The organism is Roseixanthobacter finlandensis (genome assembly GCF_043195105.2).
Classification (GTDB): Bacteria; Pseudomonadota; Alphaproteobacteria; order Rhizobiales; family Xanthobacteraceae; genus NCEH01.
Genome location: NZ_CM195536.1, coordinates 780,210 through 796,407 on the forward strand (window position 1 = coordinate 780,210; position 16,198 = coordinate 796,407).

5 protein-coding genes are annotated in these 16,198 nt (G+C 66.0%); all 5 read left to right on the top strand.

Translation table 11 applies throughout. The features are described from left to right. Positions 1-403 precede the first annotated feature (403 nt). The 5 genes from V5G24_RS03635 to V5G24_RS03655 all read left to right on the top strand — a co-directional run bounded on the left by V5G24_RS03635 (position 404) and on the right by V5G24_RS03655 (position 16,174). Positions 404-10,507: a hypothetical protein gene (locus V5G24_RS03635; RefSeq protein WP_394079648.1), complete on the top strand. Its 10,104-nt coding sequence runs from the start codon at positions 404-406 to the stop codon at positions 10,505-10,507. A 58-nt stretch (positions 10,508-10,565) separates the two neighbouring features. Beyond that, the gene (locus V5G24_RS03640; RefSeq protein WP_394079650.1) at positions 10,566-12,392 is read left to right on the top strand and encodes a tetratricopeptide repeat-containing sulfotransferase family protein; all 1,827 of its coding nucleotides are present in this window, start codon (positions 10,566-10,568) and stop codon (positions 12,390-12,392) included. Between the two features lie 43 nt (positions 12,393-12,435). Beyond that, positions 12,436-13,881: a tetratricopeptide repeat protein gene (locus tag V5G24_RS03645; protein WP_394079652.1), complete on the top strand. Its 1,446-nt coding sequence runs from the start codon at positions 12,436-12,438 to the stop codon at positions 13,879-13,881. A gap of 276 nt (positions 13,882-14,157) precedes the next feature. Next, on the top strand, positions 14,158-15,036 hold the full coding sequence (locus V5G24_RS03650; protein ID WP_394079654.1) for an HpcH/HpaI aldolase/citrate lyase family protein: 879 nt from the start codon (positions 14,158-14,160) through the stop codon (positions 15,034-15,036). A 415-nt stretch (positions 15,037-15,451) separates the two neighbouring features. Then, positions 15,452-16,174 (top strand): GntR family transcriptional regulator, encoded by a 723-nt coding sequence (locus tag V5G24_RS03655; RefSeq protein ID WP_394079656.1) that lies wholly within the window; start codon positions 15,452-15,454, stop codon positions 16,172-16,174. Positions 16,175-16,198 lie beyond the last annotated feature (24 nt).

The window sequence follows — 16,198 nt, forward strand, 5'->3', positions numbered from 1 at the left end:
ATCTGGTGGCATGAGCCGAGCTCAGCGGAAGTTTATCCGAACGGTATTAAGATGCCAGATTGGCGTGGCCGAAGCGTCTGAAAAATAACGAAGCATTGCGGCGTGGATGAATTTGCCGATGGAGTCTTTTTGCTAATTCTATAAGAGTGATGAGGTCGATCCCGCTGGTAGCGGGACGCGAGGTCTCGCCGGCTATCGCGCTGGCGAGGATGACTTGTGAAGTGTGCTTCGGCCCTGGCCGGGGGAAGATACCGGGGTTGGGGAACGCTGTATGGGTCGGACTGCGGATCCCTGGACCACAGCCTTGCCGAAGGGCGCGCATACGCGCGCGTCCCACGCGAACGCGCCTCACCTGCGCGCGCTGTTGAGTACGTGCGCGACCGGGGCACTGTGTCTCGCGCCGATGGCCATCTGCCTTGGCGTCTCGCTGCCTGGCCCTGCCTTCGCACAGACCACCACGCTGACCACCACCACGACGGGCGTCGATCTCGCCCTTGATCCCGCCCAGAACACCAGCTTCCTCATCACGTATTCGACCAGCATCGGCAACACCTCGGGCATCGCCGTGCTGGGCAATGCGACACATGTCTGGACGTTGGCCAACCAGGGGTCCGTCACCGGAAGCGGCGGGGCCGGCGTTTATTTCGCCAATGGAGGCAGCGTTACCAATACGGGCACGGCCTCCTCGATCAGCGGGACCTATGGTATCGCCGTAAACAATGGTGATCTGATCATTGTCAACGACGGGGCGATACACGGAACCTCCACCGATGGCGTCTATGTGTCCTACGGCGCCGGCAGCGTCACCAACGCCGCGACCGGCGTCATATCGGGGACCTCTTCCGGCGTGAATTTCGCAGGAACCCTTGGGGGTACTGCGACCGTGACCAATAGCGGTCACATCACCGGTGCCGGTGCCTGGGGCGTCAATCTCGACAAGGGCATTGTGACCAATAATGCTGGGGCGGTGATCTCCGGCGTCGGGGGCGTGCAGATCAATGGCTCGGTGACCAATAGCGGAGAGATCACCGGGACCGGCTCGGGAACGGGAAATTATGATAGCGCCGGCATCCGCGCGAACGACACCAGCACCATAACCAACAATGCCACCGGTACGATTACCGGCGGCTTCGTTGGCATTTTCCTGAATGCCGATGGTTCGATCGAGAACAGCGGGACCATCGGCGCGCGGGATGCTGATGGTCAGGGGATACGTGTAACTTCGTCCTTACAAATCCTCAACACGGGGACGATCTATTCCGGTGCGTCCGGCACCGGCATCGCCATGACCAACGGCGGGACGGTTCTCAATACCGTGCCCGCCGCGACGATCCTCGGCGGTGCATTCGGTGTCAGCATGACGGGGCAAAGCGGCTCCGTTAACAACAGTGGCAACATCACCAGCGCCTCCGGCGTCGGTGTGTCCCTGGCGGCGGGCGGCCGAGTGACCAACACCGGGACTGCCTCTTATATCTCCGGCGTGACCGGTGTGCGGATTTCCGGCGGTGTGGGAACCGTGGTGAATGACGGCGCCATAATCGGCACCGGCCTTTATCCGCAAGCGGCGGTGGTGCTTTCCAATGGCGGCGCCATCACCAATTCCTCTTCCGCCAGTCTGATCTCGGGCGCGCAGTTCGGCGTCATCAGCCGTGGGGCGGGCACCCTGCTGAACCGGGGCATGATCACCTCGACCTCCGGTGTCGGTGCCTGGTTCACCAGCGGCGGCGCGGTTGCAACCGTGACCAATTACGGCACGATCCTCGGTCCGACCAACCAAGGCCTCTATCTGCAAAGCGGCGGCACGCTCACCAATGCCACGGGCGGGACGATCAGCGGCCGCAACATCGGTGCTCATGTTCTGAACACATATGGCACTGGCACGACCATCATCAACGCCGGCACCATCATCGGCACCGATACCGCGACCGGCGTCGGGGTCGTGGTGAATATGATGGGCGTCACCAATACGCTGATCAATAGCGGCACCATCATCGGAAATGGCGGCACCGCAGTGTGGTTCGACCGCACCAGCAACGATCTGGTGCGCCTCTTGCCAGGCGGCGTCTTCAGCGGTGTGGTGGATGCCGGTGCCGGCACCGACACGCTGGAATTCGGCGGCACCTCAGCTGCCAGCTTCACGGGGCTGGGCGGTTCGGGATTCATCAATTTCGAGCTGGCGAGCGTCGTCGCGGGCGCCAACTGGACCTTTACCGGCACAAATACGGTTGCCTCCACGCTGTCCATGACCAACAGCGGCACCATGACCATCGGCGCCGGCGGCACGTTCACCAATTCCGGCACCTTCATCAATGCGGGCACGTTGAACGCCACCGGCCAGCTGATCAACGGCGCCGTGATGAGCAATTCCGGCAGCATCACGGGTGAAGTGACGCTGTCGGGCACCGGCGTGTTGACCAATCTCGCCGGAGGCGTGCTGACCGGCTCGACGACCGGCGTCGGCGTCCTGGCTTTGGCGGGCGCGACGGGTGAAGTTATCAACGCGGGCACGATCTCGGGCCGGATTGCGCTGTTCCTGCTGCAGGGCGGCACCGTCACCAACCAGGGCACGGCCGCGAAAATCCTGAGCGATTATACTCCCGTCGCCATCACGGGTGGCGCGGGAACGGTGACCAATGCCGGCACCATCAGCGGAGGTTCCGCTTACGGCGTCTATCTGGGCAATGGCGGGACCATCACCAATTCGGGTAGCGCATCGCTGATTTCCTCCAGCGGCAGCGGCATCACAATCGTTAGCGGCGCTGCCAGTGTGAGCAACGCCGGACAGATCGTGGGCGGGACGACCGGCATCCAGTTTGCCGCGGGCACCTACAACAATACACTGACCAATAGCGGCACCATCTCCGGCATCACCAAGGCGGTTGCTTTCGGCGCCGGCGACGATCTGCTGACGCTCCAGGCCGGTGCCACCTTCATCGGCGCGGTGGATGGCGGGACCGGGACCAATACGCTTGCCTTCGACGGCACCGGCGGCAGCTTCACGGGCCTTGGCAGCGCCAGCTTCGTCAATTTCGGCCAGGTGGCGGTCAACAGCGGGGCGAGCTGGATTTTCACCGGCGCGAATACGATTGCGTCCGGCGTGTCCCTCACCAACAGCGGCACGCTGGCCAATAGCGGGACGCTCATCAACGCGGGCCTGCTGACGACCACGTCCGGGGTCCTCAACAATTCCGGCCTTTTGACCAATTCCGGAAGCGTCGCCGGCACGGTGACGTTGTCTGGCAGCGGCACCCTGGATAACCAATTGGGCGGCACGCTCACCGCCAGCGGCGATGGCGTGAGCGGGGCTGGCGCGGTCGCCGTCACCAATGCGGGAAGCATCTCGGCGGGTGGCACGGGCGTGAACCTGTCCGCCGGTGGGAGCGTCGCCAACACCGGCACGGCCTCCTCCATCGGCGGCTCGTATGGCATCGCCATCCGCAATGACAATGGAACGGTGACCAATTCCGGGACGATCACCGGCACGTCCGGCGTCGGGGTTCTGATCGACGACGGCGCCGGAAGCGTGACCAATGCGGCCACCGGCACCATCACCGGCGCTGCGGGTGGCGTCAATTTCGCCTGGACCGAAGGTGCCCTCGCCACGGTGACCAATTATGGCCTGATCTCCAGCTCTGGCGGATACGGCGTCAATATCGACAACGGCACGGTGACCAACCATGCCGGCGCGACCATTTCCGGCGCTTCCGGCATTCAGCTTGGAACCGGCACGATCACCAACGCCGGAACCATCACCGGCACGTCCGTGAACGGCATTCGCTCGAACGGCGGCGCCAACATCATCGACAATGCCGCCACCGGCACGATCTCGGGTGTCAGCTACGGCATCATGATGTTCGGCGGGACGCTGACCAATCTCGGCATCATCAGGGCCACCGGCCCCGGCGGCGTCGGCGTCTACAGCTTCAATACCGACACCGTGACCAATGTCGGCACCAGCGCGCGGATCGAAGGCACGCTGGCGGGTGTCCAATTGCGCAATGCCGGTTCGCTGCTGCGCAACGAGGGCACCATCATCGCCAGCGTCGGGGTCGGCGCGGACCAGACCACCAACGGCGACATCATCAATTTCGGCACCCGTTCGCTCATCAGCGGGGCGCTGGCGGGGATTCTGATCTCCAACGGCACCACCACCAATGAGATGTCGGTGTCGATCTCCAACCAGGGCACCATCGAGGGGACCGGCGCCGCAGGCATCGGCATCAACACCCAGGATGGCCTCGGCACCATCACCAATTCCGGCAGCATCCTCGGGGCGGCGTTAGGGGTGGGCATTCGCCTGGATGCCGGCGGATCCGTCACCAATTTCGCGTCCGGCTTCATCTCCGGCGGTATGGCCGCAATCTCTGCCCAGGGCGCGGCCGGCACGGTGATCAATTACGGCTCCGTCACCAGCGACGACGGCATCGGCGTGGCGCTGATGGATGGCGGCAGCGTGAGCAATTACGGCTCCGGGTCCCGCATCTCCGGCGACGTTGCCGGCGTGTATGTTCAGTCCGCCGCCGGCACCGTCACCAACGAGGGTTCAATCTCCGGCGGATTGGGCGACGGCATCATGCTGCTGTTCGGCGGCACTGTCACCAATGCGCTCTCCGGCGTGATCGAGGGCGGCTGCAGCGGCATCACCGGGATCAACGGCGCGGTTGCCGTCAACAATTCCGGTATTGTTCGCGGCACCTGCGCCACCGCCGACGGCATCTATCTGGTGTCCGGCGGGGTAGTCACCAACAGCGGCACCTTTGCGTCCATCACCGGCGGCGAAATCGGCGTCCTGATGTCCCTCGCGCCGGGCGCGGTGAGCAATGAAGGCATTATTGCCGGCACCTATGATGGCGGCGGGGTTCTGCCGGCGGACGCGGAGATTCTCGGCGTGCTGCTGCGGGCCGGCGGCAGCGTCACCAACACCGGGTCCACAGCCCTGATTTCAGGCTATACGGGCCTTGCCATCGAAGACCTATATGACCTCGGCGTGCCTGGCACGGTGACCAATTCCGGCACCATCCTCGGCACCCGGATGAGCGGCGTGCGCCTGGATTCGGGCGGCACGGTCTCCAATAGCGGGACATTGGCCACCATTTCCGGCGTGCAATACGGCATCGAGATCGCCGGTGCCGCGGGCACCGTGACCAATTCCAGCACCATCACGGCAACCGGTACCGCCGGCATCGGCGTGAGGTTCGACCCCGGCACGTTCAGCAACACCTTGGCCAATTCCGGCACGATCATCGGCACCGGCGGCACGGCGGTGCGATTCGGCGCCGGCGACGACCTGCTGCAGATCCTGTCCGGTTCGCTCTTCACTGGCAGCGTCCAGGGCGGCGCGGGGACGGATACGGTCGAGATCGTGTCCGGGAGCGGGTCGGCCGGCGGCTTCGTTGATTTCGAGATCCTCCAGATCGACGCGGGCGCCAACTGGACGGTCACGGGAACCGAGACGTTCGCCACCATTACGAACTCCGGCACCCTCATCAATTCGGGCACCCTCAGCAATCTCAATACCATCGTCAATGACGGCACCGTGCTCAATAGCGGGACGGTGCTGAGCACCGTCACCCTGGCGGGCGCGGGTGTGCTGGCCAATGCCGCAGGCGCGTTGATCCAGGGAGCGAGCGACGGCGTGATGGGCACCGGCGGCGCGGCGCGCACGCTGACCAATGCCGGAACCATCATCGGCACCAGCGGCAGCGGCCTCTATCTGTCCGCCGGCGGCAGCATCACCAACCAGGGCAGCGCCTCCAGCATCCACGGCGGCATGCACGGCATTCGCGTGGCCGGCGGCGGCGGCACAGTGAGCAATGACGGGCAGATTTCGGGCGGTGTGCGCGGCATCTCGCTGCTGGCCGGCGGCAGCATTACGAACACCAATTCGGGGCTGATTTCCGGCACGCTCACCGGCGCCTATATTGCCGGCGGTCCGGCGAACGTGACCAATGCGGGCACCATTACCGGCGCCACCGGCCTTGCCTTCTCCGGCGCCTTCAATGCCACCGTGACCAACAGCGGCACGATTATCGGCACGGGCGGCACCGCGGTGCAGTTCGCCGGCGGCGACGACGTGCTGAACCTGCTTTTGGGCGCGGCCTTCTCAGGAGCGGTGGACGGCGGCGCGGGGACCAACACGCTGGCCTTCGTCTCCGGCACCGGGACGCTGAGCTTCACCAATTTCCAGATCGTGACAGTGGACGCCGGGGCATCCTGGACCAACAACGACACCCATGCGCTCACCAGCCTGTCCAATAGCGGCACGCTGACCAACACCGGCACCTTGCTCACCGCGTCCGGCACGTTTGCGAATTCCGGACGGCTGAACAATTCCGGCAGCATTTCCGGCACCGTGACCCTCGCCGGGGCCGGGGTCGTGGACAATCAGGCCGGCGGCAGGATCAGCGGCCTGATGGCGGCGATCAGCGGCAGCGGCGCAAGCGTCACCAACGCCGGCACCATTGTCGCGAGCGACACGGCGGGTATCGGCATCCAGCTGACATCGGCGGCGAGCGTCAATAATTCCACCAGCGGCGCGCTGATCTCGGGCGGCACGACCGGCGTCTCGCTCGGCGGGCTTGGAGCGGTGCTCAATCTCGGCAGCATCGTCGGGGTGCTCGGCTATGGCGTGGCGCTGGCCCTTGGTGGCTCGGTCTCGAACAGCGGCACCATCAGCGGCGGGGCGGCGGGCATCGCGGTCACCGGCGGCACCGCGACCATCACCAATACCGGCACCATCCTGGGCACCGGCACGGCCGGCGTGGGCGTGCTGTTCAGCGGCAGCGGCTCAGGCACCATCGACAATTACGGGGTGATCTCCGGGGCCGGCGGCACCGCGGTCGCCTTCGCGGGCGGCACCAACCTCCTGATCCTGGAGGGCGGCAGCACGCTCGTCGGGACGGCGGACGGGCGCCTCGGCACCAACACGCTGATCGTGCGCGACAACGCGATGCTGAGCAGCGTCAACGCCCTCGGCTTCCAATATGTCGGCTTCATCGATGCCACGCAGGTGATCGACGCGGGCTCGACCATCACCAATCCCACGGTGATCGCCGGCACCCTGACAAATGAGGGCCTGCTGAACGGCGCGGTCAATGTCGCCCTCGGCGCGACGCTGATCACCAGCGGCGAGGTGTCGGTGGATGCCGCCTCCACCAACGCCGGGTCGATCTCCAATTCCGGCACCTTCACTATTGGTGCCGCCTTGACCAATACCGGCACGCTCACCAGCAGCGGCACGCTGTCCAACGAGGGCAGCCTGGTCAATTCGGGCGTCTTGACCAATCTCGGGGATCTGCTGAACAGCGGACATCTCGCCAACGCGGCCGTGCTGTCGAACAGCGGCACCATCAGCGGCGCCGGAAGCCTCACCAATAGCGGCAGTTTCACCAACAGCGGCAGCGTCCTCGCCAGTGTGGCCCTCGGCGGCTCGGGTTCGGTGAACAACCAGGCCAGCGGACAGATCGTCGGTGCGCTCGCCGGCATTTCCGGCGGCAGCGGCGGCAATATCGTTACCAATGCCGGCACCATCCGCGCGACCGACAGCACCGGCACCGCAATCAGCCTGGCGGGCGGCACCATTGCCAACACAGGTGCCACGTCCCTGATCCGTGGCGGCAAGGACGGTGTTGTTTTCTCCGGCGCCGGCACGCTGACAAATTCCGGCACCATCCAGGGCGTCGGCGGAACCGGCGTGTCTCTGGCGGCCGGCGGCCTTGTCACCAACAGCGGTCTCCTGAGTGGCTTTGAGGCCGGCATCGCGGTTACCGGCGGCACCGCGCACATCACCAATACCGGCACCATCGAGGCCACCGGCGTGGTGGGCGTGGGGGTGCAATTCTCCGGCGGCGCCACCGGGACGATCGACAATTTCGGCACCATCTCCGGCGCCGGCGGCACCGCGGTGGCGTTCGCGGGCGGCACCAACCTCCTGATCCTGGAGAGCGGCAGCCTGCTGATCGGCATCGCCGACGGCACGCTCGGCGTGAATACGCTGGCGGTCCAAAGCGGTGCGCAATTGTCCGACGTTGAGGCCATCGGCTTCAGCGCCGTGGCGTTCCTCGACGCCGATCAGACCCTGGATGCCACCACCACCATCACCAATGCGGTGATCATTTCCGGCACCTTGACCAGCCTGGGCACCCTGAACGGCAGGCTGCAGGTGGATGCCGGCGCGACCCTCAACACGTCCGGCCTGGTCTCGGTGGATGCCGCCTCAACCATCGGCGGGCACGTGGCGAACAGCGGAAGCTTCGTCAATTCCGGCACGCTCACCAGCAGCGGATCGATCGGCAACAGCGGCACGCTGATCAACACGGGCGCGTTCATCAACAACGGCACGCTGGTGAATTCCGGCGGCATGGCCAATTTCGGCTCCATCACTGGCGCGGGCAGCTTCACCAATAGCGGCAGCTTCACCAATGGCGGGATGCTGGTCGGTCTCATCGACGGCGTGAGTGGCAGTGGCACCATCGCCAACAGCGGCACCATCATCGGTATCGCCGACACCGGCGTCGATCTCGGCCCCGGCGGCAGATTGACCAATACCGGCTTCATTGAGGGCGGCACCTATGGCGTCGTGGTGGGCACCGGCGGAACCGTGGTCAATTCCGGCACGATTCTGGATGATGCCATCGCCGGCCTCGCCCTCGGCAGCGCTGCGAGCCTGACCAATTCCGGCACGATCGGCGGCACGATCGGTCTGCTGTTCACCGGCACCGGGGCCAGCGTCACCAACAGCGGCACCATCACCGGTACTGGCGGCATTGCGGTGCAGTTCGGCAGCGGCGTGAACGACCTGACCCTGACCACCGGCTCGGTGCTGAACGGCGCCATTGACGGCGGCGCGGGCGCAGGGCGCATTGCCCTCGCCGGCACCGGCTCCCTATCCAGCACCATCGCGAATTTCGGTGCCGGCAGCGCGCTCACCATCGCCAGCGGCGCGTCCTGGACCGCCTCGGGCAATTGGAGCATCGGCGCGGTGACCAATTCCGGCACGTTGCAGCCGGGCGGCGCGGGCGGCACGCTGCAACTCAACGGAACGTTCGTGCAGACCGCCGGCGGGAACTTGCAGGTGGCGGTCAACCCCGCCGGCCAAAGCTCACGCCTGTTGGTGACGGGCGCGGCGACGCTGGGCGGAACGCTCTCGGTGCTGGCGGCCACGGGGTCCTATCAACCCTCCACCAGCTATTCGATCCTGACCAGCACGACCCTGAGCGGGCAGTTCGACAGCGTGACCACCGATCTCGCCTTCCTCATCCCGCAAGTCAACTACGGGCCAACGGCGGTCACGCTGACGCTCTCGACCGGCGCGCAGCCGGTGCGCTTCTCCAGCGTGGCGATGACGCGGAACCAGTTCAACACCGCCAATGCCGTGGAGGCCGGGGGATCGGGCTCGGCGCTTTATCAGGCGGTGGTGGGGCAGAGCGTCGCCGGCGCCCGCACCGCCTTCACCCTGCTGTCGGGCGAGGCCTATGCGAGCGTCAGCTCAGCGCTGCTGGACGATGCCCGGGTGGTGCCACAAACCCTGCTCAACCGGCTGCGGCAGGACGCCTATAAGGATGCGGGCGGCGCGATGGCGGCGTTGGGTGCGGGCGGCCCGGTCACCGCCAGCTCCGGCTCAAACGTCACGCGCGGCACGGCTTCGAACCCGGCAACCACGGCCGATGCAGGCGCCTCGCGTCTCATGGCCTGGGGCGAAGCGTTCGGCGGCTGGGGCGACATCAACGGCAACGGCAATGCGGCGGCTGTCAGCCATGATCGCTCGGGCTTCCTCACCGGCCTCGATGCGCGCGTCGGCGAGGACTGGCGGGTTGGCCTCGGCGGCGGCTATGCCACCACGGATATCTCCATTCCCGACCGTGCCAGTTCGGCGCAGGTCGGCACCTACAGCCTCGGCCTTTATGCCGGCCGGGCCTTCGGGCAGCTCAATGTGCGGTTCGGCGGCGCTTATAATTGGAGCGACGTGGACATGGACCGGCAGGTGCTGTTCCCCGGCTTCAGCAACACGCTCAGTTCTAGCTATAGCGCTCAGACCGCGCAGATGTTCGGCGAATTGGGCTATGGCTTCAGCTGGAACGCCTTCGCGCTGGAGCCGTTTGCCGGCCTCTCCTATGTGCATCTGAATACCGGGAGCGCGAACGAGATCGGCGGCGCGGCGGCGCTCAGGCTGAATAGCGCCTCCGCCGACCTGACCTATTCGACGCTCGGACTGCGGATCGGCACCACATGGGCGCTCGACAACGGCATCATCTTGGTGCCGCGCATGATGCTCGCCTGGCAGCACGCCTATGGCGATCTCGACCCGGCGGCAAATCTCGCCTTCAGCACCACCGGAATTGATTTCAGCGTGACCGGAGCGGCGTTGGCGCGCGATGCGGCGCTGGTGGAGCTTGGCGCCGATTGGAAGCTCAGCGACAGCGTGAAGCTGGGAGTCTCATACCGTGGCACCGTGTCCAACGTGGTGCAGGACAATGCGGTGACGGGCGTGTTCTCCTGGTCGTTCTGAAAAGGACGCGCGCCGCCAGCGGCGTTGACACCCCGCCAGGATTCAGGACATTCGGCCCATGAACGCCTTGCATCCCAATCTCTGTGTCTGCGGCAGCGGCTTACGGCCAGTGCGCTGCTGCCAGCTGGACCTGCGCACGCTCGGGCCGGCGGCGGCGAGCCGGCATCTGCTGCCGGTGGTGGACCAGGCGATCGCCAGCCACGCGCGCGGCGCGATCGTGGAGGCGGAACGGCTCTGCCTGGAGGTGCTGGAGCTGGCGCCGGGGCAGGGCGGTGCACTCGCCATCCTCTATCAGATCCGCAAGGCGCAGGGCGCGCTGCCGGCGGCCGAGGCGCTGGTGCGGCGGCTGGTGATGCTGGACCCGAACAATGTCTGGGCGACCCAGGAACTGGCCCTGCTGCTGTTCGGCAAGGGTGACCTTGCCGAGGCGGAGGTTCACGCCCGCAACGCGGTGCGCATCGCGCCGGCCGATCCGCAGTCGCACAATCTCATGGGCATGGTCACGACCGAGGCCAACCGGCCCCAGGTCGGCGAATTTCATTATCGGCGCGCGCTGGACCTGCTTGGACACCGCCCGCCGATCCTCCTCGCCAATCTCGCCTGGAATCTGAAGAACCAGGGCAAGATGGCCGAGGCCCGTGCGCTTTATCAAGAATCCGCGGCCGCCGCCCCGGCGGTGCTCCAAACCCTGCTGGGCTGGGCGCGCATGGAGGAGACCGACCGCGACTTCGCCCGTGCCGACGCTTTGCTGGACCAGGCGGGGGCGATCGCGCCCGACCATCCGAGCATCCTCCTGAACCGCGCCATCGTGCGCGGCCGCGCCAAGGATTATGACGGGGCGCTGGCGATCCTCGATCGGATCGAGCAGCGCAGCCCTGGCGGCGGGCTCGGCACCAATGAGATGCTGGAGAAAGGCCGCCTGCTCGACAAGATGGGCCGCTACGACGAGGCCTTTGCGGCTTTCGATGCCGGCAAGCGCCAGAATGTGGCGGTGAGCGGCACAATCTATATGGCCGAGCATGCCGCCGATCTCGCCGCCCGGCTGAAGGCCTATTTCACCGCCGGCCGCCTGCGCATCGTGCCCCGGGCAAAGCCGGTGGAGAGTGGGCCGCGCCCCGTGTTCATCCTTGGCTTCCCGCGTTCCGGCACCACCATGGTGGAGCAGACGCTTTCCGCCCATCCCAAGGTATCCGCGGGTGATGAGCTGACCTTCGTCCACGACATCGCCAATCTGATGCCGCGCATGCTCAACAGCCCGCTGGCCTATCCCGAGGCGCTGGCCGATCTGTGGATGGGCGATCAATGCGAGGGACTGGACAATCTGCGCGATTATTATCTTCAGCGCGCGCGCCAATCGGGCATCATGGAGCCGGGCGCCACCCGCTTCACCGACAAGATGCCGCTGAACGAGACCCATATGGGCCTCATCGCCCTGATGTTCCCGGATGCGCCGCTGATCCATGTGCTGCGCCACCCGCTGGATATTGTCCTGTCGGTCTATTCCAATCATCTCACCCATGGCTTTTACTGCGCCAATGCGCTGGAAACCATTGCGCAGCACTATCTGCTGGTGATGGATCTCGTGGATCACTATCGGCGCGAGATGACGTTGAAATATCTGGCGGTCCGCTATGAGGACATCGTCGACGACCAGGAGGCGCATGTGCGCCGCATGCTCGCTTTCGCCGACCTTCCGTTCGACAAAAGGTGCCTGCAATTCCACGAGAACAGGCGTTATGCGCGCACCGCCAGCTATGCCCAGGTGACCGAGAAGCTCTATGACCATTCGCGCTATCGCTATCGCTTCTATCTCAAGCATCTGGCGCCGGTGATTGCGATGCTGGAGCCGGTGATCGCGCGCCTCGGCTATACGATCGATGGCTAGCGGGGGGCCGGCTCATCCAGCGGGATCCGGCACGGCCGGCCTGGTGCGGGGTCCTGAGGGCGTCTTTGGCCCGCAGGTGCTGGCGAGCGGTCCGCAGGGGATCACCCGCACCGTCGACGGCTGGCTGGCGGAGGCTGAGGCCCACGAGCAGGCCGGACGACTGGAGGAGGCCGAGCGGATACTCGCCCAGGTGCTTCAGGCCATGCCGCATTATGCTCCAGCGCTGCACCAGGGCGCCATTTTGTCCCATCGGCGCCAGCGGCCCCAGGAGGCCCTCGACCGGCTCGAACGGGCGCTTGCCGTGGCTCCGGACCACCCTTTGTTTCACCGCAACATCTGCGAGATTTATCGCGGCCTATGCCGCCTCGACGAGGCCGTGTTTCACGGCCGCCGGGCGGTGGAGCTGACGCCGGACGACGCGGGCGCCAATTACAATCTCGGCGTCATCCATTACGACCGCATGGAAATCGACGCCGCCATCCATTATGCGCGCCGCGCGTTGGAACTGGACCCGGCCATGGCGGCGGCGCATTTCGAGCTGGCGGAAGCCCTGCTGGTGGATGGGCAGTTCGCCGAGGGCTGGCGCGAATATGAATGGCGGTTCGACCTGCCCAGCTCGCAGCCGCTGCTGCCGCTCAAGGACAAGCCGCAATGGGATGGCCAGCCCATGCCCGAGGGCACCTTGCTGCTGATCGGCGACCAGGGCTTCGGCGATACCATCCAGTTCTGCCGTTATGTCAGCGATGTGGCCCGGCTCTGTCCCAATCTCATCATGGCGTGCAGTTCGGAGATGAAGCCGATCGTGCTGCAGCAAGGCGGCATCACCCAATATTTCGACCGGTGGGAGCATGCGCCGGCCTTCGACGCCTATTGCCCGCTGTCGGGCCTTCCCCGGCTGTTCGGCACGGCGTTGGAGAGCATTCCGGCGCCGGTGCCCTATGTCCGCGCCGATCCGGCCAAAGTGGAACACTGGCGCGCCCGGCTCGCCGAGCTAGTTCCGCAGGACTTCCAGAGCGTGGGTGTGGTGTGGGCCGGACGGCCGACCCATGGCAATGACTTCAACCGCTCCATGAGCCTTCGGACCTTGGCCCCGCTCGGCCGCCTGCCACGGACCGCGTTGGTGTCGCTTCAGATGGGGCCGGCGATGGCGCAGGTTGCGGAATATTATGGCGCGGCGCCGCTGATCAACCTCGCCGCCGAAATCGTCGATTTCACCGATACCATGGCGATCCTGGAGATCCTCGACGACATCGTCGCCGTGGATACGTCCATCGTGCATCTGGCGGGCGCGATGGGCCGGCCGGTCTCGGTGCTGTTGCCGTTCGCGCCGGACTGGCGCTGGCTGCGGGAACGCGCCGACACCCCCTGGTATCCCAGCGTCCGTCTGTTCCGCCAGCCGCGCAGCGCCGCCTGGGCGGAGCCGGTCGCGGCGGTGACCGCCCACCTGGCGCGCCAAGCAGGGACCCGCGGTCGTGGCCCGCGCAGCTAAGCGCCTTTCCCCGCTTCAGGGGTGGAGAGAGCATTTCATCGTCTCACGGAAACGTTGAAATGCTCTAACTCATTGCGGTGTCACATTTTTTCACCTGAACCGGTGCCCACTTCGCTCGAAAATGCTCTGCCGCGCGCTGACGGCGGGGCATAACCTGGAGATATCCGCCGCCGCGCCAAACTGTATCGCAAGGGGCGGAAAGAAGCGGCTAAGGTCGGCCCGGATTTCGCGCATCGCGCCCCACGCCCTTGCATCTGACCTTCCAGGAGCCGTCCCATGCCGCTTCGCACGATGCTTTTCGCGCCGGGCAATCACGCCCGCCGAGTCGAAAAGGCCTTCGAAGTGGGGGCGGACGCGGTCATCCTCGATCTGGAGGATGCGGTGGCCGTCAGCGAGAAGAGCGCCACGCGCCCGCTGGTGGTGGAGGCCCTCGCCCGGCCGCGCCGCTGCGCCGGCTATGTGCGCGTCAACGCCATGGACACGCCGTTCTGCTTCGGCGACCTTGCCGCCGTGGTGCGCCCCGGGGTCGACGGCATCATGCTGCCGAAAATCGAATCGGCGCGGCACCTGTTCGCGGCCGATTGGATCCTCACCCAGTTGGAGCGCCAGCACGGCCTGCCCGAACGCGGCATCGACCTGCTGCCCATCGTCGAGACCGCCAAGGGCTTCGCCAATCTTGCGGAAATCGTCACTGCCGGCACCCGCGTGCGGCGCTTCGCGTTCGGTGCGGGAGACTTCGCCCTCGACACCAACATGAACTGGACCGCCCATGAGGGCGAGCTGGCCCACGCCCGCGCCAGCCTCGTAGCCGCCTGCCGCGCCGCCGATCTGGAGCCGCCCATCGACAGCGTCTGGGTTCGGCTCGACGATGCGGAGGGGCTGAAGCGCTCCGCCGCGTTTGTGGCCGGCACGGGCTTCCAGGGCAAGATGTGCATCCATCCGGCGCAGATTCCCGTGGTCAACGCGGTGTTCACGCCCGGCGACGCCGAAATCGCCATGGCGCGGCGCATCGTCGAGGCATTCGCGCAAGCCGAGGCGCGGGGTGAGGCCGCGTTCCAGCTCGACGGCAAGTTCGTGGATTATCCCATCGTCTTCCGGGCCCAGCGCGTGCTCGCCACGGTCCAGGCGATCCGCGACCGGGAGCAGGCGGCCTGATGCGCGCGCCGGGGCGAGGCGGGCGTAGGGATAGGCGCGGCCATCGCAAGTAAAGCGGGAATAACCCTCGCCCAATTCAGCGGTCGGCCCGCCGGTATATTTGCCCACCGCGGTCTATATTTCGCCCGGCTGAAGTGGACGAGGGGGCTCGGTCTGGCCAAAGGCTCGGGAGGCAAATACCTGGCGACGCTTCGTTGGGGCGGCCGAGCCGGGACGCCTCGCGCGCCCGTGTCGGGGACGCGAGAGCGATGCGCACGCCGAGATTTTCGGGTATAAGATCATGTTCAGACAGACAATCGGTTTGTATTCGCGGGTTCTGGACAGGCGCCACCAGTGACGCCAATATTTGATTCATCGGGCCGTGGTGCCGGGTTGGTCCAGTGCTTCGGCGTGAGACAAGAGAAAAGTACGGCGGATGAGTGAAGCAAGGGAATTTGACAAGGAATTCTTGGTCGCGCGGCCGGCGGCGCTGCTGCGGCACAGCGTGACTGAAAGCATCCGCCAGGCCATCGCCGCGGGCCGGTTCCGTCCCGGCGAGCGCATGCCCGAGCGCGACCTGTGCGAGATGACCGGCGTGAGCCGGACCTTGGTGCGCGAGGCGCTGCGCCAGCTGGAATCCGAGGGCCTGATCGAGGTGGTCGCCCACAAGGGACCGGTGGTGGCCCGCATCACCGCCGCCCAGGCGATCGGGGTCTATCAGGTGCGCGAGGTGCTGGAAGGGCTCGCCGCGCAATTGTTCGCCGCCCACGCCTCGGAAGAGCAGTATCGCGACCTGCATGCCGCCTTCGAGGAGGTGAAGAGCGAGGAACTGGCGGTCAAGCGCGTGACCTTGAAGAACAAATTCTATCAATGCCTCATCGCCGGTTCGGGCAATGATGCCCTCGGCAAGGCCCTGTTCATGCTGAATTCGCGCACCATGTTGCTGCGCGCCCAATCGCTCCAGGCGCCCAACCGCTGGAACCAGAGCTTGAGCGAGCTTCAGGCGCTGATGGACGCCCTCGACGAGCGTGACCCCGTAAAGGCGCGCGCCATCGCCATGGACCATGTCCGCCGGGCGGCTGCCGCCGCCATGCACACGTTCTCCATGGACGGGCGCGAGGACAAGCGCCGCCGCCGCACACCCGCCGCTTATGCGTGAGCGCGCCGCCGCTGGCATCGCCCG